The organism is Segatella copri (assembly GCF_009494835.1).
In the GTDB taxonomy this organism is placed as follows: Bacteria; Bacteroidota; Bacteroidia; order Bacteroidales; family Bacteroidaceae; genus Prevotella; species Prevotella copri_F.
On record NZ_VZBE01000071.1, the window covers coordinates 152,301 to 177,185 of the forward strand.

General features: G+C 45.2%; 15 protein-coding genes. 8 read left to right on the forward strand and 7 right to left on the reverse strand.

Annotated elements, in window-relative coordinates; genetic code table 11:
• Positions 1-29: 29 nt before the first annotated feature.
• The 6 genes from F7D47_RS10525 to F7D47_RS10550 form a co-directional block, all read right to left on the reverse strand.
• Positions 30-1,580, reverse strand: coding sequence for a cellulase family glycosylhydrolase (locus tag F7D47_RS10525; RefSeq protein WP_153085012.1), 1,551 nt, complete (start codon positions 1,578-1,580; stop codon positions 30-32).
• Positions 1,581-1,654: 74 nt separating this feature from the next.
• Positions 1,655-4,294, reverse strand: a complete 2,640-nt coding sequence (locus F7D47_RS10530; RefSeq protein ID WP_153085013.1) for a hypothetical protein — start codon at positions 4,292-4,294, stop codon at positions 1,655-1,657.
• Positions 4,295-4,312: 18 nt separating this feature from the next.
• Positions 4,313-6,346, reverse strand: coding sequence for a hypothetical protein (locus tag F7D47_RS10535; RefSeq protein ID WP_153085014.1), 2,034 nt, complete (start codon positions 6,344-6,346; stop codon positions 4,313-4,315).
• Between the two features lie 42 nt (positions 6,347-6,388).
• Complete coding sequence (locus F7D47_RS10540) at positions 6,389-8,065, reverse strand: RagB/SusD family nutrient uptake outer membrane protein (RefSeq protein ID WP_153083370.1); 1,677 nt, start codon at positions 8,063-8,065, stop codon at positions 6,389-6,391.
• A gap of 19 nt (positions 8,066-8,084) precedes the next feature.
• Entirely contained in the window at positions 8,085-11,252 is a 3,168-nt protein-coding gene (locus tag F7D47_RS10545; RefSeq protein ID WP_153085015.1) for a SusC/RagA family TonB-linked outer membrane protein, read from the reverse strand.
• A 289-nt stretch (positions 11,253-11,541) separates the two neighbouring features.
• Positions 11,542-12,492: an ATPase gene (locus F7D47_RS10550; RefSeq protein WP_118065655.1), complete on the reverse strand. Its 951-nt coding sequence runs from the start codon at positions 12,490-12,492 to the stop codon at positions 11,542-11,544.
• A 176-nt stretch (positions 12,493-12,668) separates the two neighbouring features.
• Here F7D47_RS10550 and F7D47_RS10555 point away from each other — a divergent pair, with 176 nt between their 5' ends.
• The 5 genes from F7D47_RS10555 to F7D47_RS10575 all read left to right on the forward strand — a co-directional run bounded on the left by F7D47_RS10555 (position 12,669) and on the right by F7D47_RS10575 (position 18,907).
• Entirely contained in the window at positions 12,669-15,029 is a 2,361-nt protein-coding gene (locus F7D47_RS10555) for a mechanosensitive ion channel family protein (RefSeq protein ID WP_153085017.1), read from the forward strand.
• Positions 15,030-15,105: 76 nt separating this feature from the next.
• The gene (gene kdsA / locus F7D47_RS10560) at positions 15,106-15,855 is read left to right on the forward strand and encodes a 3-deoxy-8-phosphooctulonate synthase (protein WP_153085018.1); all 750 of its coding nucleotides are present in this window, start codon (positions 15,106-15,108) and stop codon (positions 15,853-15,855) included.
• A gap of 61 nt (positions 15,856-15,916) precedes the next feature.
• On the forward strand, positions 15,917-16,897 hold the full coding sequence (locus tag F7D47_RS10565; protein ID WP_153085019.1) for a KpsF/GutQ family sugar-phosphate isomerase: 981 nt from the start codon (positions 15,917-15,919) through the stop codon (positions 16,895-16,897).
• 60 nt (positions 16,898-16,957) lie between these two features.
• Positions 16,958-18,223 carry a cardiolipin synthase gene (cls, locus tag F7D47_RS10570; protein ID WP_153085020.1) on the forward strand — a complete coding sequence of 422 codons (1,266 nt, stop codon included), beginning with the start codon at positions 16,958-16,960 and terminating at the stop codon, positions 18,221-18,223.
• 54 nt (positions 18,224-18,277) lie between these two features.
• On the forward strand, positions 18,278-18,907 hold the full coding sequence (locus F7D47_RS10575) for a response regulator transcription factor (RefSeq protein ID WP_153083376.1): 630 nt from the start codon (positions 18,278-18,280) through the stop codon (positions 18,905-18,907).
• Positions 18,908-19,039: 132 nt separating this feature from the next.
• Here F7D47_RS10575 and F7D47_RS10580 read toward each other — a convergent pair whose 3' ends face one another.
• Complete coding sequence (locus F7D47_RS10580) at positions 19,040-19,996, reverse strand: LuxR C-terminal-related transcriptional regulator (protein WP_153083377.1); 957 nt, start codon at positions 19,994-19,996, stop codon at positions 19,040-19,042.
• A gap of 363 nt (positions 19,997-20,359) precedes the next feature.
• On the opposite strand from F7D47_RS10580, the gene F7D47_RS10585 reads away from it, so the two are divergent.
• The 3 genes from F7D47_RS10585 to F7D47_RS10595 all read left to right on the forward strand — a co-directional run bounded on the left by F7D47_RS10585 (position 20,360) and on the right by F7D47_RS10595 (position 24,860).
• A complete protein-coding gene (locus F7D47_RS10585) occupies positions 20,360-21,661 on the forward strand; it encodes a hypothetical protein (RefSeq protein WP_153085021.1) in 1,302 nt (433 codons plus the stop codon).
• A gap of 72 nt (positions 21,662-21,733) precedes the next feature.
• Positions 21,734-22,987: an imelysin family protein gene (locus F7D47_RS10590; RefSeq protein ID WP_153084477.1), complete on the forward strand. Its 1,254-nt coding sequence runs from the start codon at positions 21,734-21,736 to the stop codon at positions 22,985-22,987.
• Positions 22,988-23,117: 130 nt separating this feature from the next.
• A complete protein-coding gene (locus tag F7D47_RS10595) occupies positions 23,118-24,860 on the forward strand; it encodes a di-heme oxidoredictase family protein (RefSeq protein ID WP_437181607.1) in 1,743 nt (580 codons plus the stop codon).
• The last annotated feature ends 25 nt before the right edge of the window (positions 24,861-24,885 follow it).

Here is a 24,885-nt window from a genome sequence, read left to right on the forward strand (position 1 = left end):
TCAAACCTAAAGACTTAATATCTCGTTTTTTATTTAGCAGGCCACTTTGCTGCAGCAACAGCAGCCTGGATACTCTCAAGCATATTAGTATTGCTAACACTTGCACCAGCACGGTTGAAGATAGTCATGCTAGGATAATTACTATTTGTATCCCAAGCCATTGGAACACAACCATTATTGATAGCACTAGTTACAACAGCCTTGTAATAGTCCTTAACTGATGCATCATGAACAGCATCCTTACCGATGGCCAGACGCTGGTTGGCACCAAACTCACCAATCAACACTGGATAACCCATGTCGAAGAAGTTGGTCTTCATCTTCTTCATCTGAGCCTCTACATAATCCTCATTGTATTTAGCATCAGCTGTACGACCAGCCTCAGAACCATTGGTGTTGTTCTTGCCCCAATAGAGGCAATACTTGCCCCAATCCTTGTCTTCACTCAGATCGGTAAAATTATATGGATCATAGAAGTGAACCTCTACCATCAGTCGGTCGGTAGCAGAATCCTTAATCTTAGACATGTAGTTGTTGGCTACGAATTTATCGATATCGGTATTAGGGCCCTGAACTATCAGAACTCGCTTGGCATTGTTGCCACCTGTGGCACGAACCGCCTCAATGAAAGTCTGCTCATACTCAGCAATACGGTTACTCATATCAGCCACACCAATGATATCACCTTCACCTGCTCCTACACCTGGCTCATTCATGCCGGCAAAGAGAAGATGCTCATCATATGTCTTGAAATTATCGGCAATCTGAGTCCATATTTTAGTGAGCTGAGCCTTGGTAGTCTTGATGTCTGCATTGGCTGTCATACCATTGTGCTCTATCCATCCACCATCCCAATGCTGGTTGATGATAACATAGAGACCATCCTTGATACAGTAATCAACCACTTCCTTTACTCGCTTCATCCAAGCAGGGTCGATGGTGCATTTTTCAGCATCAGTAATATGTCCCATCACCCAAGAACAAGGAATACGGACACTCTTGAAACCAGCAGCCTTCACTGCATCAATCAAAGCCTGAGTGGTCTTGGCATTCTGCCAGACTGTCTCTGTTTCGATACCGGCATTCTTCCAGAGATTCTTGCTGTCGCCACCTTCCAGGGTGTTACCGAGGTTCCAACCTGGATACATCAACTGAGCCACCTCCATGGCAGTCTTGTTCATATCAGCTGGTGGTACATCAGGAGTAACAACAGCCCCCTTCTTGGCACGGGTAATCGTAACATCCTTACGGCTATAGCCCTGGATGATGCGAACGGTAGCAGTAGTTACTTCATCTTCCTGAGAAGCGGCTACGGTTACATCGAAATTGTATGTGCCGGCAGCCTGATCCTTATAAGCAACAGAGCACCAGTCGGCACCTTCTATCACGGAAGCTGTAGGCTGAGCATCTGCCTGAACATTGATGGTCTGCACTCCGCCAGTACCGTCAAATGAAAGCTCTGGGTTGAGAACCTTGAAGCTAGGCTCATCGTAATCATCGTCTTCGTAAGAGCAAGCCGAGAAAGCCAATCCGCAGACTATGCCCAAGAGCAACAAATATAGATATTTGAATTTCTTCATTTTCTTTTCATTTTAGAGAGAACCCGATATGTTCTGAAAACTATCGGATTCTCTGTATTATTATTTATCAACCATTACCATTGTGGGACAGCGAAAAGACTGTGAACTGTAAACTTAGCGCGCATAGACTTATTAAAGCCCAGCTCTCGCATCAAATCACCATCCTTGACACCAAATGCACAATTATCCTTTGTAGCACCATAGCAATTAAACAATTCCAAACGATACTTAGGATTCTCATTGGCGTCAACCACCTTAGACTTATCGTAAGAAACAGCCTGACCGTCAAGATAGAACTCATCCAAAGTACTGTGTGTGCCTGGGAAGAAACCATAAAGGTCAGCAAACTCGATAAAGGTCATGATAGTACCACCTTCAAAGCCAGAACCTTCATAAGTCATATCGAACTGATTGTTCTCGAGAGAGTATTGACCCTTGTCACTCTTAACAACTTTCAAAGTAGAACCATCGTTATATCCCCACAACTGAGCCTCACCTTCACCCCAGCCACGAACGGCATTGAATGTAGGAGTGTAGACGCCAGTACCATCACTTGTTGTAGAAACTACAGTGAATGTTACCTCCAAGGTTTTGTTGAAGGCAAGAGCAGGTTCACCAGCATCACCAGGGCCTCCACTAGCTCGGAATGGGGAATTCTGAGCAGTACCAGAACCCCAGATATTGAACAACTCTATACGATAGTTGCCGTTATCTTCGATATCACCATAATGGAACTTGTTGGCATCAAACTTCAAATCCTGTCCATCAGCCTTGATAGCATCAATGCGAACCAATGCCTTAGGATATTTTGCAGCAAAGCCTTCCAAATCGAGGACGTAAACCTTACCATTGGTGCGGGCTTCTGTTGTTTCAAGTTTAACAGTATATTGACCAACAGCCTTTGAACCACCAGAAACGACTGTTGTTGCGCCATCCCAGTTGCCACCATCACCCCAAGCAGTCAACTTGGCAACATAGCCATTCTTGACATCAGAGGTTACATAGTTATAAATCATCAACTGACCATCACTAGAACGGATTACACCCAACTGAAGTGCCTCGTCAGAAAGAGACATCACCTTGATCTTGGTTTCATCAGTACGGGTGATACCACCGATATACTCTACAGCATTCAGAGGGTCAATGGTCATTGTGATTGTCTTATTCTTCTCATCAACGGTAAATGTACCTTCGGAATCCTTATAAGAACCATCAGCCTGAACCTGATGAACCTTTACCTTATCATTGCCATCTTTATCCTGATAGAATGTCATTGTACCATTACAATGGCTAGGATCAGTGATAGCCCATGACTTAATATTTGCATACTCTGCATCCCAACCGGTAGTTTCACCTACAACAGGCTGGTTATTGGTATAAGAAGCCCAACTTGCATCCTTGCCATAGAAGAATACAGGACCAACAAACTTGTAATGAGACTCATCTGGTTTCAAGTCAAACTCCCAAGTATTATACAACTTCTCCTTAACAAACTTCACGTTCTTAGCCACAGACACAGGGCGGATAGCCAATGCCTGATAAACAGGAGTGGTAGTACGGCGTGAAGAGTTCTGGTCGAAGTTGTATGCCATGGCAAAACGGTTGTCGGTGGCATTGATTGAACCAGAGAGATAGTAACCGTTCAAACCCTCGCCGGAAACATTGCCCTGAGTACGGGTACCGGCTGCAGGCAAGAAGATAGAGTTACCATTAGGACCGGTAAACTTGTAACCAGCTACATGATTCTCGGTATCCTCTACCCATTCTTTCTTACACTCTGTGAAGAGTTCCTCAAACTCATCGATGGTTGGCATGGTAACCCATGAACCATATACCTTGTTGGCAACATCGCGATCGGTCTTATAGATATCAGCTGAAGCATAATCTTCCAGATTGATAGATGTCTGGAAACCGGTCATATCACCAAATCCGAAGAGACCACCCAGCTGCTTCTCATCAGTAGCACCTACATTATACTTGGCCCACTTGGTAGAAAGGCCCAGGTCAACGAGGTCAGTATCAGGATTGAAATCAGCTGGAGCAGTAGTGAAGGTACGGTCTTCACCATATACAGTACCATTTCCGAGGTCGAGATAGGCAGTATAGTGGTAAGTTGTATTAGGCAACAGACCCTCTGCCTTGATTTCGTAATTGTCGTTGATGCCTGCAGCCACGATGCGAACACCGGCACGCACCTTCTCAGAACCCTCGGCACCAGAGATAACGATACCGCTGGTAGCCTCCTGAGGAGCCTTTTCTAACTTACCGGTCAGGATAACAGAGTTGGCTGTCAAATCCTTCGGTTCGCCGGTAATAGCCTTGGCATCGGTCATGATGGCACTCTGCACAGAACCCTTGTAGGTTACCCTACCCTGCAAGGTAACATAAGCCTGATAGTAAACCACATCACCTGGCATACCGGAAACCGTAGCTTGGAACTCATTGCTTCCTGAAGCAGCTACCTTCTCACTCAAGTTATCTTCGCTCTTACCATAGTAGAAGCCTAATGCATAGGCACTGGCATTCTGCTCTTCGAGTCCCTTTACCGTGCCATGGAATGTAGCGGATGTCACGGTCACATCAGCAGAACCTGTGGTCACCGACTCATCGGTGAGCAGCGGAGTATTGCTGATAGAATAATCATCATCGCTACAGCCTGTCATGAAGATACCCATGACGAAGGCTATAATTCCGTATAATATTTTATTCTTCATAAGTTTGCGCTATTAAAGTTATTGAATTGTGCAGGAAACTATCTCAATGTCGATGTTGTCGGTTGAGCCACCGTAGTCTCCAAAACCATCCAACTGAATTGACAGGTCGAGACATGTTGCCGTGAAGGTCTGTGTAGAACCGGTGGTATTGGTAAGTGAAACCGTAGTCTCACCGCCATTGGTATCTACTACAACAGCATCAGGAAGATCGTATGCACCTGGTTCCCATGTCTGCTTGATATTGTTATCAATCAAGGCACACTTAGGAGTCTTGCTCCATGTCACGCCACCCTTAATCTTAAAGGTAACGGTGATGGTCTGGTTCTTCTTCAGCTTCACAGACTTCACATCCTTGAAAAGTCCCACGCCTGTTTCACCATAATGATGGAAGCCGATGCGGAGGCAACCATTCTCAACCCAAATGATACCCTCGTTATGGATGATGGAATTGTCGATAGCTACCTTGGTAGGACCAACAGGACCGGTAGCAATCTTCTTGTAAGCCAACTTAGCTACGAGATAAGAGTTAACCAATCCATTCTCATCCTTTGTCTCAGGAATACCGATAGTAAGATACTGATCATCGGTAGAGTTGCCAAGGATATAGAACTTCTTGCCCTTCAATTCGATGGTGCGCTTATCGCCTGCCACAGCAAATACAGAGATTTCCTTATCGAAGGTCATGGTATTCTCGGTGATTTTCACCTTACCATCTACCTCACCACATTCATAATTGTAAGAGCCATCAGAAGCCTTACTGATAGTCAACTCGAAGTTATCGATTGCCTTGTCGCCAAGAGCAGGAGCCCATGTAGTATTGTACTTACCTCCGATTACGCTCTCCCACGCCTTCACATTAGGAGAACCATTCCACCACAAGAAATCATAAGGAGTCTCAGAATCCAAATTGAAAGTCATCTTGCTACCAACATACTTGTCACCATTGATATCAGCAGTGAACAAGTCGGTATGGATATTCTCGAAAGTTGGAAGAATTGGCTTCACTGTCTCAATCAGATTCTGGTCTGCCTTAGGAATGCAAGCACCCTTGGTAGCAATCACATCCTCTGAAACGAAGTTCCATACAAGATACCAGTTGCCCTCTGAATTGGTACGTTTTGTCACCAACTGAAGGAGGTATGGAGTCAACTCAACAATCTGAATGTCCTGAGTATAGTTGGAGCAAACTGCATCAAAACCTATATTATGCATCGCATAGCAGTCGTTGAAAGTGATGGTAGGCTTGGTCTTGTCGCCCAATCCCAGATTGAACTTGCCCACCATGTTGCTACCTGTGCTGGCACCCTTCTCACCCGACTCACCACGATACATGGTAGCCACACAACCATTCTTAGCATCCATGCTGAATGTCATGTAAGAATCCATGTAAGGATCAGTTTCTGGAATCAGCCAGCTCTGGAAGCCAGGATCCCAGTTTGGTTTCCAATTATCAGAACCGAAGAGGATATCCTTATAAACAGCATTTGCCTCTTCATCAGCAGTATATCCCTTACCGTCACCATCAGGATCGTAAGGAGAGCAATACATTACAGGACCCGTACAGCGACCGATGTTGTAATTGCCATCGCAAGGATACCATTTCTTGCTGACACCTGCAGCGAGCGTCTCGGCAGATGGGAAAGCCTCGCCCGTCTTGTAATTCTTATCTGCCAGGAGGAACCACTTGTCATCGTTCAAGAGAGAGAAGTCGTTCTTTGAAAGACTCAACTTATAAGGCTCGCCATAAACGATACCACCAGGAGTTTCCACACCAAAGGTTACCTCATAATCGCCGGCAAAAGGCAATTCTACATCCAAAGCCTGCTGGGACTTACGTCCCACAGGAGTTATCCAAAGCGGAGTGGCATCAGGAATCTTGGATTCCAGCTTCACGATGTTACCATCTATGGTAACCGTATAAGCCTTACCCTCCACCAAATCTTCTGGAGAGTATGTATTCTTGCCAAATCCGAAATCTTCTGGTGAGCAAGATGCCAACAAGAAGACTGCCATGGCAACAAGAAGCGTATATATAAGATTATGTATTTTCATATCTTCTTATTATTAAATGTTTATTATATTACCTACCCAACTTTACCATCCGGCATTCTGAGTAAGAACATTACCGGAAAGCGTAATCTGAGTATTAGGAATCTGCATCAGACCCTTCTTGCTGGTAAAGTTGTCAACAGCAAACTTGGTAGCTGCCTCCACTCCACCATTCTTTACCTTGGCACCATTCTGAGCCTTGGCAATTTCCTGTGCTGCATAAGAACCATCCTTGCCGTAACGCATCAAATCCCAGAAGTGAACACCTTCGAAAGCCAACTCGATGGCGCGCTCCTTGCGAATATTCTCAATACTGTAGTCTTCTGGTTCAAGACCCACACGGGCACGTACCTTGTTCAGACCATCGGCAGTGCCATTCAGCTCAGAGTGCATCAAGAGCACATCAGCATAACGCATGATGGTATAATCCTGATAGTAAGTGATGTTCTGATGCTGCTCACCCAACTGGAAGCCCACTTCCTGTCGAGTACCATCGGCAAAACACATTGGAGCATACTTGCGGGTATAATAACCCGTATACTCATAAGAGTCAGACTCATCTGCTGTAAAACCGGCATCCTTGCAGCTCCAGACACAGGCATTGAAACGAGGATCGTTTCTAAACTGCTCTACGAAATAAGGAGTAACCGGGCAAGCTCCCCAACCACTGGCGATGCATATATCAGTAGCACAACGGTTGCGAGGACCCAAATATACCGAGAAGGTATTACCATCACCATTGCCATTGTAATCGTGGGTAGAGTTCAGCTTCAGGTTCAAGACAATCTCCTTAGAGAGACTACCCTGTCCTGCCTTCCAGGTCTTTCCGTCATACCACTTGCCGGCATAGGTTGTTTCCCAGGCATAGTTACCCGTTGAAGAAGCATCCTTGGTACAGGAAGGCATCCAGAAATCGGCATAGTTCTTCTCCAACTCATAGCCACCGTTTTCTACCACATCATTGATGGCAGCAGTAGCCTCAGCCTTGGAACATGCAGGATGCTCCTCGCCGTAATAACCCGTATAATAAAGGTATGCGCGAGCCAGCAAAGCCTCAGCAGCATACTTGGTGATGCGGCCATCATTGGAATCACGGTCCTTCAAAGGATAAGCATCGGCAGGAATATTGGCTGCGGCATACTTCAAGTCATCGAAGATAGCCTGATATACTTCCTTCACCGGAGTACGCGGTATGTTTGCCTCAGAAGGTTCGAGCAACAAAGGCACATCACCAAACAAACGGACCAAATCGAAATAGAGGATGCCACGAAGGGCACGAGCCTCGCCCATGATACGGCCTTCTGCCTTGGTATCACCATTCCACTTGATGGTAGCATCAGCCTGAATCAGCTGATTGCAACGGTAGATAGCCTGATAATAATTCTTCCAATCCGTATTATAGAGATCTGTATATGATGGAGCAACTGTCAAATCAAACTGGTCGATGGCATTATAGTTCTTGGCATCAGAAAGACCCAAGCCTGCGAAAGCCTGCTCGGAGGCAAACTCAGCCGTCAGGTACATGCCGACACCTTCATCGCTCAATGTACGCTGCCATCCATCGTAGCAGCCTACAAGATCCATGTCTGCTGCAGCCGGTGTGCTGTAAGCAGTCTCGGAATTCATCTTTGTCTTAGATGAAGTGTCCAGGAAGTCATCGCATGACGTCAAAGCCATGGAAGAGAGAATCAGGGCACTCATCAATATATGTTTCTTATTCATATTACTTTCTGTTTAAGAGTTAGAATGCAAGATTTAAACCAACGATGAAAGTACGAGGATGTGGATAGTAACCCATATCAACTCCTGATACCCAAGAATCGCTGCTGTTACCATCAGTACCGTTGAATGAACCGATTTCCGGATCCATACCATCATACTTGGTCAAAGTAAAGAGATTCTGCACCTGGAAATAGAGGCGCATCTTAGAGAGTCCCTTCCAAGAGATGAGCTTCTTGAAATCGTAGCCCATGGTAAGGTTCTGCAAGCGGATGTAGTCACCATCCTGCAAATAGAGGTCTGAGAACAACCAGTTACCAACATCTCCGTAGGTAACACGAGGAATCTCATTGCTTGTACCCTCACCTGTCCAGCGCTTCAAGATTCTGCGACTGTAGTTAGCCTGAGATGAGCTAGGATCACGGTAAGACTGTGCAATCTGGAAACCGGCTGCACCTGTGAAGTTAGCACTCAGGTCAAAGCCCTTCCATGCCAGGCTGAAATTGAAACCGAAAGTATACTTAGGAAGACCATTACCCAAGTCAACCTTATCGCTGGCATTGATAACGCCATCATGATTCACATCAACATACTTTACATCACCAGGCTTTACATCTGCCTGATAAATACCGTTACCTGCAGCTATCCAATCGTTGATTTCCTTCTGGTTCTGGAAGAGTCCAGCTGTCTTGTAACCCCAGAAGTAACCGATGGCGTGACCATTCTCTGCACGATAGAACTCCTCGGCATTCTGATAAATCTGATTATCTTTACCATGGATGATACCATCAAGGGTCGGGATATTACCTACTTCATTATGGTTGTAGGCAAAGTTGGCACCTACACTGTAAGTAAAGTCTCTTCCGATGTTGTCATTCCATGAAAGTCCTACTTCGATACCCTTGTTCTTTACATCACCACCATTGATAACCGGACCACCAGTACCGGCAGTAGCCCGGATAGGAGCCTGAACCAACCAATCCTTAGTGCTCTTGATATAGCCATCAAGAGTCAAGGAAAGACGCTGACGGAGGAAACGGGCATCCAAACCAACGTTATACTGCTCTGAAGTCTCCCACTTCACCTTCTCATTAGCCAAACGCTCTGTATAAGCACCCATCACCCAAGCATCGGTACCACCAGTAGCACCAAAGTTGTAGTTGGTATTGGATGTTGTAACAGGAGCCAGATACTGATAGCAGTTGATATTAGCATTACCAACCTGCCCCCAAGAGAGACGGAGTTTCAAGAAATCCAACCAGGAAGCAGCTGACTTCATGAAATCTTCCTCAGTCAAAGTCCAACCGGCAGAAACAGATGGGAAATAACCCCAACGATGTCCCTTGGCAAACTTAGAAGAACCATCGGCACGCATGGTAGCATTCACCATGTAGCGATCTTTCCAAGACCAACCCAAACGGGCAAAGAAAGACTGACCACGGGTAGCATCGTAAGGACCACCACTAACCTTACGGTCAGCATGTCCCTTCTCAGTATTCTCTACATAGGCATGCTCCCAGTCATCAAAGCCTGCAGTCAGGTTCACACCATAACTACCTGTTGATTCACCATCATACTTAGTAGTCTCACTACCCAACAAAGCACTGATATGGTGCTCCTTGATATTGAAATCGTAGGTCAGGGTATTGGTCCAAACCAGAGAAGTACCATTGCCATTGCTCTGGTTCACCTTGGTGATACCATTACCACTCTGCGGAGTAAACTTATAAATAGGAGTAAATGAACGATAGTTAGAGCCACCATAGTTCAAACCGAATACGGTCTTGAACTTCAGGTTCTTGATAGGTTCAATCTGTACATAAACATTCGCATCAACCGAAGTACTCTTACTCTGGTTGTAGCGATTCATCATCATAGTACCATAAGGGTTACCATCATTCTTGTTCCAGTCAGAATCAACGGTAGAATAATAGTTACCGTCTGCGTCATAAACAGGAACCAGAGGAGAAGTTGAGAATGCACTGCGGAGGTTGTTGTTATAGATATTGCCGGTACCCATGCCACGGCTATCCTTATAAACAAAACCTACGTGCTCACCAATAGTTACCAATCCATTCCACATCTTATGTTCAGAATTGACACGAAGGTTATACCTTTTATAATAAGAAACGTCAGAACCGCCAATAAGACCGTCCTGTCCGGTATAACCACCAGAAATAGAATAAGTAGAAGTCTTACTACCACCGGTAAAAGCCAGACTATGGCTAGTGGTCAAGGCACCATTGTCTACAGCCTGGTCAATCCAGTCTGTATTATAAACATTACCATTTGCATCCCGGATAGCACTGAGAGAAGTCCAGTCGATAGGCGACATATTATTTGAATTCAGCAAAGCCTCATCCATAATCTGCATATACTGGTTGGAATTGAGCATTTCAAACTTGCGCCCCAGAGTCTGCCAACCTACATATCCATCGTATGTAATCTTGGAAGAACCTTCCTTACCGCTCTTGGTTGTAACGAGGACTACACCATTGGCAGCCTGCGCACCATAGATAGCAGCAGAAGCAGCATCCTTCAATACATCGATACTCTCGATGTCGGCTGGGTTCAAGGTTGTGATATCACCACCCACACCATCAATCAAGTAAAGAGGCTGAGAGTTTCCTACGGTACCCAAACCACGAATGGTAACACTCATGGCTGCACCTGGCTGACCAGAAGTAGAAACGATGTTAACACCAGGTGTCTGTCCCTGCATGGCAGAAAGAGGGTTGGTGGTGTTAAGCTTGGCGATGTCGTCACCCTTCAACTGAATGGTAGCACCCGTCACCAGCTTTTTCTTCTGAACACCGTAACCTACTACGACAACTTCATCAAGTGACTGCTTGTCTTCATTTAAGGTTACGTTGATTGTCGAACCTGTAACTTTAATCTTTTGGGTGATAAAGCCCAGATACGAAACTTCGAGTGTTTGTCCATTCTTTGCTTCAATGGTAAAGTTACCATCCAGGTCTGTAACGGCACCCGTCTTTGTACCCTGCACCATGACACTTGCACCAATCAATGGTTCATTGTCACTGCCAGAGATGACAGTACCCTTAACCGTCTGAGCATTGAGGACACCCGCTCCGATTCCTAACATTGCCTGGAACACCAACATGATGGCTACCAGAGCAACTTTGCAGAGCATGTGGCTCTGCGAGAATTTCTGAGATGTTTTTCTCATAATTACTTTAGGTTTAAATTAATAATTGTTGCTTCTAGGTGTAATATAGGACCTATGTAACATAGGTCGAATATTGCCTTTATATAAATAAGGTATAAGCCTCGGTTATGAGGATTGCCTCGATTTATCGTTGTTTACATTTACTTTTCGGGGGCAAAGATAGATAAAAAACAGACACAATGGGGTATGTTTTGGTTAATCAATTACGTATAAAATGTTGCGCAACCTACATTTTTTAACGAAAAAGCACCAAAATGTAGCATAAAATACATTTCGGTGCAAAAATTGCTTAATTAATATGATATTTTATCAATCCCGGCATCGGGGCTTTCAAAATCTGCGAAATCTTGAGATGAAACTCATCCTCCATCACATTTCTCAAAGGTGATTCAAAGTAATGGGCTATGCTTCCAACAAAACCAAGCATCGGGATTTCTTCTTCCAAGGATGAATGCCATGCCTTCATGCCTGGCTCCAACTGGCTTATATCCTCGGTGCTCGCCTTGACATATTTAATATAAGGTGTGAGATTCTTTGCGTAGAACTGATTGAAACTCTCCAGTATCATGCGATAGAGAGCCATCGCTTCGTTCAGTTCGTCAGTCCCGTTCTCATGTTTCTCACCTTCTGCTATCTGTTCTGAGATAAAAGGACAGATGGAAGCCAGAAAGCGATTGGCAAGCGGCTGTCTGTACACCTTATTAATAATAGTAGGATAATCCAATCCCGACCAGGCAAGATATTTATTCTTTAGTGATACAGGCAAAGTGCCCTTGAAGATACCATTGAGGAAAAGTTTGCCGATTACTGCCCCACTACCCTCATCGCCCAGGATATATCCCAACGGAGGAGTGTTCATCACAATCTTCTCTCCATCGTAAAGACAACTGTTGGCACCGGTACCCAAAATACAGGCGATACCCGGTTTCTTGCCAAACAGGGCACGGGCTGCTCCCAGCATATCACCTTCTGCCTCAACCTTGGCTTCGGGAAAAGACTGCTGCAAGAGTGATTTCATGCGAGACTTCATCGCCTCGGTTACTCCACTGCCATAAAAGAAAACCTCCTGAGGCTGCTCTGACAGAACAAGTTCCTTACACAACACATCCAATATCTCGGCATCACTCTGATGAATCGGACTGATGCCCTGCGTCTTACAGGTAACCATCACGTTACCCTGTTCATCAACCAGAGCCCAATCGGTCTTGGTACTGCCACTATCTGCTATGAGTATCTTCATATTCTTATCTGATTAATTAACGTATCCTTTGACGTTGCAAATGTAATCAATTTATATGAAAAATGCAAAAGATAACCCTAAAAATCGAACGTAAAGGTGCTAATATATCAAAAAAGGCGATTTTCTCTTTGCTTTTTCACGAATTATTAATAACTTTGCAGTCAAATTTACTAAATATGAAGAAGAGACTATACATCATAATTGTGCTGATGATGGCATTCGTGCTGCCAAGCAACGCTGTGCTCAAGGAAGCCAACCTGGACACAACGCTCTATATGCTGCGCACAGAATTGACCAACTATCACATAGACTTGGAGAAACAGAACCAAGCTGCCAAGGCTCAACAGTTGGCTGTGATTCAGGAACTCATCAGTATTGTGAAACAGGCTGACCAGAACTCCATCATGCTCTATTCGCAGCGCAATGGGTATATTTTCGACATGACGTATGCCTGTCATGAGGCTACAGAGCAGTTTAAGAAGTTTAAGTCGAAGGCTGTTCCTTTCCGCCAGATGATCAAGAAGAACAATGTTGAGGTGGCGCGTTTCGATTCGCTCATCAACTATCTCTACGGCATGAACACCATGTTTCTCAGCGAAGAAGCACAGGTGAACCGAAACGTTGACCTGACTCTGGCTGTCAATATCCGCCGCCAGCTGGTAGAGAAACAGAAACAGTTGCAAGCCTATGTGCAGGCTTACGACCGAACCGACCGTAAGTTACAGGCACTCAACGACTATGCCAACCGAAGATACGAAGATATCCAGAACAGCATCTTCAATAATGGAGGCGACAACTATCTGCGCATACTTCGTAACTTCAGCATGAACTATAAGGAGGCAAAGACGTCTGTAACCGAGAAATACAAGCCCGTACCGGGCATGATGTCACAATGGGATGTACGTATCATCTTCATCCTCTTCGGTATCATCATCTTCTGGGGTCTCATCTCCATCTTCCTCAATCTCTTTACCATCCGCATCGTGATTACCCAACTCATGAAGCATGGTATGTTCGAGAACAGAAAGGAAAGTTTTATGGCAAAACGACCATGCCTTATCATGGCGATGACGGTAGTAACCTTCGCATTCATCCTGGGTATCGTAAGAATGGCGGTTACCCAGAACTTCGTGATTATGGCAAGCCAGCTGCTGGTAGAATATTCCTGGCTGGTTGGCGTCATCCTGGTATCTATCCTGCTACGTGTAGACAACGATAAGATCAAGAATACCTTCCGTATCTATTCGCCATTGATGCTGGTAGGTTTCATCGTTATCGTGTTCCGTATCATCCTGATACCAAACGACCTGGTAAACCTCATCTTTCCACCAGTCCTTCTGCTCTGCGCTCTCTGGCAGTGGAATGTCATTGGCAGAAAGCACAACCAGGTATTGCGCACCGACAAGACATACGCATTCATATCGCTTGCCGTATTCGGAGTAAGTACCATTTTTGCCTGGACAGGTTTCACACTGCTTGCCGTCCAGCTTATCATCTGGTGGACCATGCAGCTTACCTGCGTGCTTACCATCACCTGTTGCGAGGGATGGCTCAGCGTATATGCCAAGCGTAAGAAGTTGGCAGACAAGGCGATTACCGACAAATGGCTGTATCGCTTTATCTATAAGGTATTGCTCCCTATTTCAGGCGTGCTCTCGTTCATCATCTCTATCTATTGGGCTGCAGATGTATTCAACATGAGTGATACGACTTGGGAGATATTCAACAAGGATTACATCAAGACCAGCAACTTCACAGCATCGCTTTTCAGCATTTCAGTGGTAGCTTGCCTGTACTTCCTGTTCAACTACATCAACATTACTTCTGTAGATTTCATGCGTCATCACTTCGAGAAGGCAGACCCGGCGTCGGCTGCTTCAAAGATTGTGATGTTCAAGAACGTGATGCAGGTGATTATCTGGGGTATCTGGCTGATGATAGCCCTGAACGTGTTCCAGGTAGGAAAATCATGGCTGCTTGCTATCTTTGCCGGCTTATCAACTGGTCTGGGTTTTGCATCAAAGGATATTCTCGAAAACATCTACTACGGCATCTCTCTGATGATGGGCCGTGTGAAGGTGGGTGATTATATCATCTGTGACGGCACCCGTGGTAAGGTGAGCAGTATCAGTTATACCTCTACGATGCTGGAGGCTACCGACGGTTCGGTCATAGCCTTCCAGAACTCGCAGCTCTTCTCGAAGAACTACAAGAACATGACCAAGAATCATGGTTATGAGCTGGATATTCTGGAGGTAGGTATTGCTTATGGCAGCAATGTGAAGGAAGTGAAACAGATTCTGATTGATGCCCTCATGAAACTGGACTGTATCTATCAGGACAAAGGCGTGAAGGTGTTACTGAAGAGTTTCGATGACAGCTGCATCACACTCAGAATCGTAGTATGGGTGAACGTGCTTACCCAAGCCATCGATGATGCCACCATCATGGAGTGCATCTACGATACGCTCAACGATCACAACATCGAGATTCCGTTCCCACAGCGTGAAATTACAATCAAACAAGTTAATAATTAACAGGTTACAGTTTACAGTTAATAGCAGGTTAGCCCCCTATTAACTATAAACTATCAACTATAAACTATAAAAAAATATGGCAACATTCATAGCAGGTCCTTGCGTCATCGAGTCGATGGAACTATTGGAAACAGTAGCTCAGGAACTCGTCCGCATCAACGAAAAGTTAGGAACCCAAATCATATTCAAGGCTTCATTCGACAAAGCCAACCGCACCAGCATCCACTCTTTCCGTGGTCCAGGACTGGAGAAAGGACTCCAGATGCTGGGAGATATCAGAGAAAAATACAACCTTCAGGTTACAACAGATATTCATGAGAGTTATCAGGCTTCAGCAGCAGGTGAAGTATGTGATATCCTCCAGATTCCAGCCTTCCTCTGCCGTCAGACCGACCTTCTGGTTTCTGCGGCCAAGACAGGCAAAATCGTCAACATCAAGAAGGCACAGTTCCTGAGCGGTAGAGATATGAAATATCCTGTAGAAAAAGCATTGGACAGCGGTGCCAAGGAAGTTTGGCTCACAGAACGCGGCAACTGCTTCGGCTACAATAATCTCGTGGTAGATTTCAGAAACATCCCTGACATGAAGGAGATTGTGCCAAATGTCATCATGGATTGTACCCATAGCGTTCAGCGCCCGAGTGCAGGTGACGGCAAGACCGTAGGCGACCGCAAATTCGTTCCAGCAATGGCAAAGGCGGCTAAAGCTTTCGGAGCTACCGGCTACTTCTTTGAAGTACATCCAGACCCAGACCAGGGCAAGAGCGATGCAGCCAATATGCTGGAATTAAACAAGTTGGAATCACTTATAGAAGAACTCCTGTAAGTGAAGAACGAAGAAACAACGTTCGGCGTCCGAAGGGAAAGCCAATTCAAATGATTTAGAAATGACCGATAAAAATAACAATATAGATGATAAGATTGTTCGCGGTTATGGCGAACAGGCTCTTAGAGACGAGGCGCAGGCCATCCTCGACCAGATACCTTATCTGGACGACAACTTTGAGAAAGCTGTAGACATGATGTATCATTGCCAAGGCAAGATTATCGTTACAGGTGTGGGCAAGAGTGGACACGTAGGTGCCAAGATTGCCGCTACACTTGCCTCTACAGGCACACCAGCCTTCTACATCAATCCACTGGATGTCTATCACGGCGACTTAGGTGTGATGACCGACAAGGATGTGGTTCTGGCACTGAGTAACAGCGGTCAGACCGATGAACTGCTTCGTTTCATCCCGATGGTACTCCACATGAATATTCCTATCATTTCCATCACCGGAAATCCAGATTCCCTGCTGGCAAAATACTCCAATCATCATATCACCGTAAAGGTAAAGAAGGAGGCTTGTCCGCTGAACCTCGCCCCTACCAGCAGTACTACTGCAGCATTGGCTATGGGTGATGCACTGGCTATCGCCCTGATGCAGGTACGCCACTTCAAGCCTCGTGACTTTGCCCAGTTCCATCCAGGCGGAGAATTAGGCAAACGACTGCTGACCACAGCAGAAGATGTGATGCGCAGCGATGATATGCCTATCATTCCTAAGGATATGCACCTGGGCGAGGCTATCATCCACGTAAGCAAGGGCAAACTGGGATTGGGTATCTCATTGGATGAAGACAACCGCGTCATCGGTCTGATTACCGATGGTGATATCCGACGCGCCATGGAGAAATGGCAGGCAGAATTCTTCAACAAGACTGTAAGCGACATCATGACCACCACTCCGAAAATGGTGACTCCGAAGACGAAGATTTCGGAGATTCAGCGCATCATGCACAAGTATAAGGTACATACGGTACTGGTTGTAGACAAGGATAATCATCTGAAAGGTATCGTAGACCACTATGCCTGCATGGTATAATTTTTTAGGCACGGATTACACAGATTACACGGATTTATAGATAACACGGTTATAGATAAGATGAGATATTTTTTATTAATAGCGACATTATGGCTGTCTTGTTCGCTGTGCAGCGCACAGACTAGCGATTCATTGATCGTTAATCAGCTTCGTGGGAAAGGTGTCAGCTTTTCTCACGATAATTCAGTAACCCTACTGATGAACGGTCAGGAAAAGTTTGATGATATGTTCCAGGCAATCCGACAGGCTAAACATAGTGTTCATCTGGAATATTTCAACTTCCGCAACGACAGTATCGCCTCCCTCCTCTTCGACCTGCTTGCACAAAAAGTAAAAGAGGGTGTAAAGGTGAGAGCCTTGTATGACGGTTTCGGAAATTCTTCCAACAACAAGCCTCTGCGAAAGAGACATCTCAAGAAAATCCGTGCCAACGGCATAGAGATTTATGAATATAAGCCCCTTAAGTTCCCATGGGTACATGCAATCTTCAACCGTGATCACCGTAAAATCGTTGTCATCGACGGGCAGATAGCCTATACGGGCGGTATGAACGTTGCCGACTATTATATAAAAGGTACGAAGGTTGTAGGAGAATGGCACGATATGCACTGCCGCATCGACGGAAGCGAGGTGAATACCCTGCAGAAGATATTCCTCAAAATGTGGAATAAGGTGAGCGGACAGAATGTGCACGGCACTGAGTTCTGGAGATACAAGAAGAAGGATTATCTGGTAGAGAATCTCAAGCCAGACACAACAGCTACTGCCTACAAAAAGATGGTAGGCATCATCAACCGCGAGCCTCATGTAACAAAGGATATCATCCGATATTTCTATGTGAATGCCATCAATGATGCACAGGACAGCATCAAGATTATCAGCCCCTACTTCACCTTGAGTCATAAACTCAAAAAGGCATTGAAGAATGCTGTGAAAAGAGGAGTAAAGGTAGAAATCATGCTCTCTACCAAGAGCGACATTCCGCTGACTCCTGACTGCGGTTTCTATAATGCCCACAAACTGATGAAGGCAGGATGCAATGTTTGGATGTACACACGGGGCTTCCACCATACCAAGATTATCATGGTAGACGGCAAGTTCTGTACCGTGGGCAGTGCCAATCTCAATGCCCGAAGCCTGCGCTGGGACTATGAAGAGAATGCAGTGATTGTGGATTCTTGCACTACCCAACAACTGGTACAGCTTTTTGATGGAGAAAAGAAAGACAGTTTCTTACTCAATGAGAAGAACTGGAGAGAGTGGCGTACGGGCTGGCAAAGATTCAAAGGATGGTTTGCGGCAAAGGTACTCACTCCATTCTTGTAAAAACAAGATATAAGTATAACCCAACTTTCACTAGCAGAAATAAAATAAACAGAGATGAATGAAGAAATGATGAAAGCCATGGCTGGCAAACAGATGCCGGAAATGGCAATAGTAGAGAGCAATACACTCGCCGCAATGGGACTCAGACAACTGCTTGAGTCGGTGATGCCCATGATGAAAATCTCGACCTTCGGTTCGTTCCGTCAGTACGAGGCAAACAATCCAGACCACTTTGTTCATAGCTTTGTATCTATGCACATTATATTGGAACACCGTTACTTCTTCACACAGGGCAACAGGAACCGCCACGTCATCGTTCTGACACCCAGCAACGATCCCAATTCGCAACTTGCAGAATTTCATTGTCTCTGCGTCAATATACCAGAAGGATACCTGATAAAAGAGCTTCTCAACCTGCAGCATTCCGGTCATCCTCATGGCGAACATATCCCTGCCATGCCCCCTGTCACTCAGGAAAAGATACTGTCTGATAGAGAAATAGAGGTATTATCTCTGGTAGCACAAGGGAAAATCAACAAAGAGATAGCCGACCAACTCTGTATCGGACTGACTACTGTGATTACCCATCGCAAGAATATACAGGAAAAACTGGGATTAAAAAGTGTGTCTTCACTCACCATTTATGCTGTGATGCATGGTTTTGTTGACATCAATATGATCTAGCCTTCACCATAAATAGTGATGCTGAATCATCACATACCTAAATATAATGATAGCGCCTTCCCCTCATGTGAGAGGAAGGCGCTATCATTTTAGGAAAAATAACATTATTTAAACTGATATTCCACAGATAAACTACAGCTTTACAGTAGAAATATCAACCAGATTGTTCACGATGGCATAAATTGTAAGACCTGCAGGAGAGTGAATCTGAAGCTTTCGGGCGATGTTTCTGCGATGCGTAATGACCGTATTGATAGAGATAAACAGGTGTTCAGCAATCTCCTTGTTGGTCATTCCCTGAACCAAAGCAACAATCACATCTTTCTCACGGTCGCTCAACTGTTCGTCACTCATCGGAGTCTGATTAATCATGCTCGAAATCTTGGCACTCACATCGTTCTGCTTCAGTTTACGCTCTGCATTTCTTACAGCAGGAATAAAGATTTCTTCCTCTACCTCAGAGTGATGGGTGAGCCATTCCTCATTATTATATATATCATAAAGAGTGGCACTGAGCTGGTTGTTATGCAGTCCATCCGAAGGCAGATACTTGATGATGATACTCTTCAACTCCTTCAACTTTATGTCCACCTGAGCATGATGCTTCGAGAAGGTCTCTATATCGAAGTTCGCACTGGCATTACCATCTATAAGTGCCTGAACATAAGGGAATACCATCTTTTCCTCATACTTCATGTGATTGGTGATGCTATGGGCATAGTCATCATAAAGCTTGAGGATAAGGCGTGCCAGATTATCCTTTTCATCCAGCGCTTCAACCAGTTCCTTACGGATAAACGGCAACTGGAAATCTATGTAATAAGCATGCGATGCCTTGAGATAATGCAAGAGGGTTGGCAGCGACAGGCGGTCGGCATTGTCATACTCCTTGTAACCATTAATCGTCAAGTTAACCACGGACAGGAAAGTATAGGTATCCACCTTCTGTTCTTCGCAAACTTCGCACACAGTTTTATCACCAAAGCCCAGGTTGATACCGAAGCTGCCGAGGCTCTGTAAAATGTTATAATTGTCTCTAATGATGCTGATCATCTTGTCATCAGCCTCATACATCTTCTGATTTTTCATCTTCTTTTATCCTTAAATGAAAACATCCTTGTATCAAGAACATTCATAATGTTTCTATTTCGGCTGCAAATATACAAAAAAGTTTTGAAACTCGCAATACCTAGAAATGGGGATGCCGCAGTTTACCGATTTTTAGGTATTGCAAGATATTTTAAAACTCCGTACCTTTGCACCCGAAATCGAGAAAGAGCGCGGTGATGATTGCCACTCCCGAACGGCAGAGCTGCGTAATTCCTTATCATGCCTCATGGCTTTAAGGAGATACTAGGCCTCTAAAGTGTCGAGACCGCAAGCAGACATCCGCGCTCTTTTCTTTATATAATGTAAGGATAATACGAAAATAATAATTCTAAAATAATAAAGATGAACAGTTTAAGAATTGGATTGATGTCCGCTGCCCTCGTTGCCGGCTTGGCAACGGCAAGTGCACAAACTGTGGCTGCTGACAGCGTGATGCAGCACGTGAATGGCAAGCGCCTCAGCGTGGGTGGTTATGGCGAGGTTGCCATGAGCCGCAACTTCTACAGCGACCACGTAAGCCGTTACAGTTTGGCTGACGAGCACAAGAATGACCCTAGCCATGGTCGTTTCGATATTCCTCATGCAGTAATTTACCTGGGTTACGACTTCGGAAAGGGTTGGACTATGGGTACCGAGATTGAGTTTGAGCATGGTGGCGTAGGAATGGCCTATGAGAAAGAAGACGAAGAAGGTGGCGAATGGGAACAGGAAGTTGAGAAAGGCGGTGAGGTCGAACTCGAACAGTTCTGGATTCAGAAGTCATTCGGTCGTTGGGCTAACATCAAGGCTGGTCACATTGTAGTGCCTGTAGGTTTGAACAACGCTTACCATGAGCCATTGAATTTCTTCACTGTTTATCGTCCTGAAGGAGAGAATACAGTTCTTCCAAGCACCTGGCATCAGACAGGTGTCAGTTTCTGGGGTAAGACAAAGGGCTGGAGATATGAATTGCAATTCCTGGCAGGATTGAACTCAGACAACTTTACCAATACAGGTTGGATCAAGAAGGGTCCAGGTACTCCTACCGAGGGAGAGATTGCAACCAAATATGGTACAGCACTCCGTATCGACAACTATTGCATCAAGGGCTTGCGCATCGGCTTGAGTGGATACTATGGTCATGCCATAGGCAACTCTTATCCAAACAACAAGGATGGAGCTGAATCTAAGTACAAAGGTGTGGTAGCTATCGGAGCCATCGACTTCACATACAATGATTATAACTGGATTGTACGCGGCCAGGCAGACTACGGCTACCTGAGTGATGCAAAACAGCTGAAGTACTTCACCAACCGTCTGAATGGTCTCTCTCCATTCCATCACTCAGCATTCGTCAGCAAGAATGCCTTTGCATACGGAATCGAGGCCGGCTACAATGTATTCTCACAAATAGAGAAACTCCGTCAGGATAACCAGAAGCTGTATCTCTTTGGCCGTTATGAGCACTATAATCCATACGCTTCCAAGACCAAGAATACATCATACGATTACACCAATGTAAAGCGTATGGCAGTTGGTATCAACTACTATCCAGTAAAACAGATTGTAGTAAAGGCAGAATATTCACATCGCTTCCTGAAGAGCCAGTACAACAATGAGCCAGCCATCAACATCGGTGTGGCTTACGAAGGATGGTTCCTCTAAAGATTCTTACAGAAGAACTTAATATAAAGTGATTGAAACAAACATATCAATAACAAAATACTTATATTAAAAATGAAAAAGGTTTTTAAAAGTGCAGTAATGCTCATGGCAGCCTTTATGTTGCCATTAGGTTTCACATCATGCAGCAGCGATGATGATCCAGTAGAGAACAGCGACTTTACAAACAAGGCATATGGCCAGGATGCTATGGATGCCTGCGATGAACTTTGCAATGCCCTCCGTGCAGCTTACAGCAAAGTAAACAACGCAAATTTGAGTGCAGATCAGGAAACATACCTGAAGAATGTATGTGCTAATGCAGTAGACAATACCATCCAGCCAACATACAAGTCACTGGCTGACGCTGTAGAGAAGTTGCACACTGCTCTTCCTAAGAGTGTAGATACCAACAACCTGACTCAGGAGAACATCAACAATGCCTGCGATGCTTTCAAGGAAGCACGTGCATTGTGGGAGAAGAGCGAGGCTTTCCTCGGTGGTGCAGCATCAGACTTCGATATTGACCCACACATCGACTCATGGCCATTGAACCGTACACTCCTCCACAGCTACTTTGCTACAGGTAAGTTTAGTGATGCTGCGCTTGAGGATGCTTCTATCCTTGGTTTCCACGCACTTGAGTTTATCCTCTTCCGTGATGGACAGCCACGTAAGGTTGCTGAGTTCAAGGGTAACGATACATACAATGGCTTTACAGATGTAAAGGGTTCTGAGGAGCTGAAGTATGCAGAGGCTGTTATCGAGGACTTGGTTAACCACGTATATGAGTTGGAGGTTGCATGGTCTGAGAATCCTAACAAATCTCGCCTCGCAGCAGTAAAGGCAGCAGATCTTGAGTACCTGACAGAAAAGGGGCAGTCATACGCTGCCAACATGAAGAATGCAGGTAAAACTTCTGTTAGTAAGTTCCCTTCTTTGAAGGCAGCCGTTCAGCAGCTTCTCTCTATGGAGGAAGGTTCAGCTTGGGGTATCTCTAACGAGGTAGGTACAGCCAAGATTGCCAACCCATTCCAGAACGGTGATATCAGCTACGTAGAGTCTCCATATAGCTACAACTCTATCACCGACTTCCAGAACAACATCCGTTCTATCGAGAACTTGTGGTATGGTGGCACTAATGGTACAAGCTCTAATGCTAAGTATAGCTTCCATCAGTTCTTCAAGGACAACGCATCTGCAGAAGGTCAGCGTGTTGAGACTGCCATCGCTAACGCTATCAGCAAAATCGGTGGTATGCCTTACCCATTCGTTAAGTATGTAAGTACCGTTTGGGGCAAGAAATTTGATGAAGTAAACCCAGAGTAATCTTGTGGTAAACTAACATACAGGAAGCATCTCACCATACTCTTTTTGGTGAGATGCTATTCTGCGCTAAACGAGAATATAAAACATTATAAAACAGAGTAACATTATGATTTATCAAAGAATTAGCAAAATGTTATTACTCGGCTTGCTTGTTTTGCCTTTGGCATCATGCTCCGATGATAACAATGTGGTAAACAATGACAATTTAAATGGTGATTCTCAGTTTGGTAAGGCTAACGATGTTTTTGAGGCTTCAGAATGGTATCCAGGCGGCGAGCTTGGAACAGACGAAGGTATGAGCTATTCAGCCGAAACACCAGCTACTACCAACCAGGGACTGTCAAACAGTTTCAACAAAGGTGAAGATTTCTTCGAGCACCTTTACACCATCACAGATGCTCCACGTAAGGGTCTTGGCCCAGCTTGGGTTCGCAGCAGCTGTCTCCACTGCCATCCTAACTATGGTCATGGTAAATTCCAGAACCAGTATCAGGCAGACCAGTTTGGTAACGGCTACCTGCTCGTGGTTTATCACCCTACAGCAGGTACTACAGCTGACGGAAAGCCTTATAAGGCAGACAGCTACATAACTGAGGTTCCAGGTATGCCACAGACCAAGGCTATGACTCCATTCTCTGCTCCTATCGACGAGAAGCAGATTAACATCAAGTGGAATGAGGTTACAACCATGCCTAGCGGTTTGGCAATGAAGTTCCCTAAGGATGGCGAGCCTTTTGCTTTGCAGTATCCAGAGGTTACCATCCCTCAGTCTGCATTCAATACCAATCCTAAGCCAAACAACTATGAAGTACGTTTGGAATCAACCATCGGTATCTATGGTACAGGCTTGCTTGATGCCATCGACGAGGATGATATGAAGAAGGTTTATCAGAATGAGGCGAAACACGTAGAGTTGAACCCTGCCATGTGGGACAAGACTGCTAACGATTGGGCTTCAAGTGCCTGGTACAAGTTGGCAGATGGAACCAAGAAGGTGAAGAAGTTTACCTATGCCCTGACCCGTGCTTCCCTGCAGGATGGTCCAGGTGCCAATGCCATCTGGAACATTACCAACGTAACACGTTCCGACCGTCATTATCTCTATACTACTCCAGCTTGGGCAAAGTATCAGAGTGAAGATCCAGAAGTAATCAGCTATATCAAGAAGCATGGTGCTGACGAGTCTTCTGTACTCCACCCATACTATGCAGATGGAACAGAGGAAAGTATCAAGAAGAGAGTAAACGAAATCTTGAGCTGCAGCAGTGCACCTAAAGATGGCGTAGAAAATGCCTTTGAAAAGTACCTTCTCAAGGGAGCGCCTTACAATGGCGAGGAAGAGATGAGCGATAAGGATTACTATGACTTCATGGTTTGGCATCGCGGTCTGGCTGTTCCTGCTGCCCGTAACCTCGACAATGCACAGGTTCAGAAAGGTAAGAAGCTCTTCACTCAGTGGGGATGCGTTAATTGCCACAAGCCATCTTGGAAAACAGGTGCTGACAACTATTGGGTAGATAAATCTATCAAGGCTTATGCCAAGAGCATTGGTCAGGATCCTAACACCATGTTGCCAAAGTATCCAGGCCAGACTATTTATCCATACACCGACCTGGTACAGCACCGTCTGTTCATGGCTAACGACATCCGCACAGGATGGTGCCGCACTACTCCACTCTGGGGACGTGGTTTGTCTAGCATGCTGACTGGTCGCAGCGACCGTTTGCACGACTGCCGTGCCCGCAACGTAGTAGAGGCAATCATGTGGCACTGCTATAACCAGCACAGTGATGCATACAAATCAGCACTCAACTTCTATAATGCAACCAAGGAAGAGCGTGATGCTGTAGTAGCATTCATCAATGCTATCTAAGTCATTACAAGAAGAAACAATAATA

Excerpts from the sequence above, each read along its gene's own strand:
- F7D47_RS10550 (WP_118065655.1), bottom strand. The coding sequence starts at position 12,492 with ATGAAGATACTCATAGCAGATAGTGGCAGTACCAAGACCGATTGGGCT.
- F7D47_RS10565 (WP_153085019.1), top strand. The coding sequence starts at position 15,917 with ATGACCGATAAAAATAACAATATAGATGATAAGATTGTTCGCGGTTAT.
- F7D47_RS10535 (WP_153085014.1), bottom strand. The coding sequence starts at position 6,346 with ATGAAAATACATAATCTTATATATACGCTTCTTGTTGCCATGGCAGTC.
- F7D47_RS10525 (WP_153085012.1), bottom strand. The coding sequence starts at position 1,580 with ATGAAGAAATTCAAATATCTATATTTGTTGCTCTTGGGCATAGTCTGC.
- cls (WP_153085020.1), top strand. The coding sequence starts at position 16,958 with ATGAGATATTTTTTATTAATAGCGACATTATGGCTGTCTTGTTCGCTG.
- F7D47_RS10595 (WP_437181607.1), top strand. The coding sequence starts at position 23,118 with ATGTTATTACTCGGCTTGCTTGTTTTGCCTTTGGCATCATGCTCCGAT.
- F7D47_RS10555 (WP_153085017.1), top strand. The coding sequence starts at position 12,669 with ATGAAGAAGAGACTATACATCATAATTGTGCTGATGATGGCATTCGTG.
- F7D47_RS10590 (WP_153084477.1), top strand. The coding sequence starts at position 21,734 with ATGAAAAAGGTTTTTAAAAGTGCAGTAATGCTCATGGCAGCCTTTATG.
- F7D47_RS10530 (WP_153085013.1), bottom strand. The coding sequence starts at position 4,294 with ATGAAGAATAAAATATTATACGGAATTATAGCCTTCGTCATGGGTATC.
- F7D47_RS10545 (WP_153085015.1), bottom strand. The coding sequence starts at position 11,252 with ATGAGAAAAACATCTCAGAAATTCTCGCAGAGCCACATGCTCTGCAAA.
- F7D47_RS10585 (WP_153085021.1), top strand. The coding sequence starts at position 20,360 with ATGAACAGTTTAAGAATTGGATTGATGTCCGCTGCCCTCGTTGCCGGC.
- F7D47_RS10540 (WP_153083370.1), bottom strand. The coding sequence starts at position 8,065 with ATGAATAAGAAACATATATTGATGAGTGCCCTGATTCTCTCTTCCATG.
- F7D47_RS10580 (WP_153083377.1), bottom strand. The coding sequence starts at position 19,996 with ATGAAAAATCAGAAGATGTATGAGGCTGATGACAAGATGATCAGCATC.
- F7D47_RS10575 (WP_153083376.1), top strand. The coding sequence starts at position 18,278 with ATGAATGAAGAAATGATGAAAGCCATGGCTGGCAAACAGATGCCGGAA.
- kdsA (WP_153085018.1), top strand. The coding sequence starts at position 15,106 with ATGGCAACATTCATAGCAGGTCCTTGCGTCATCGAGTCGATGGAACTA.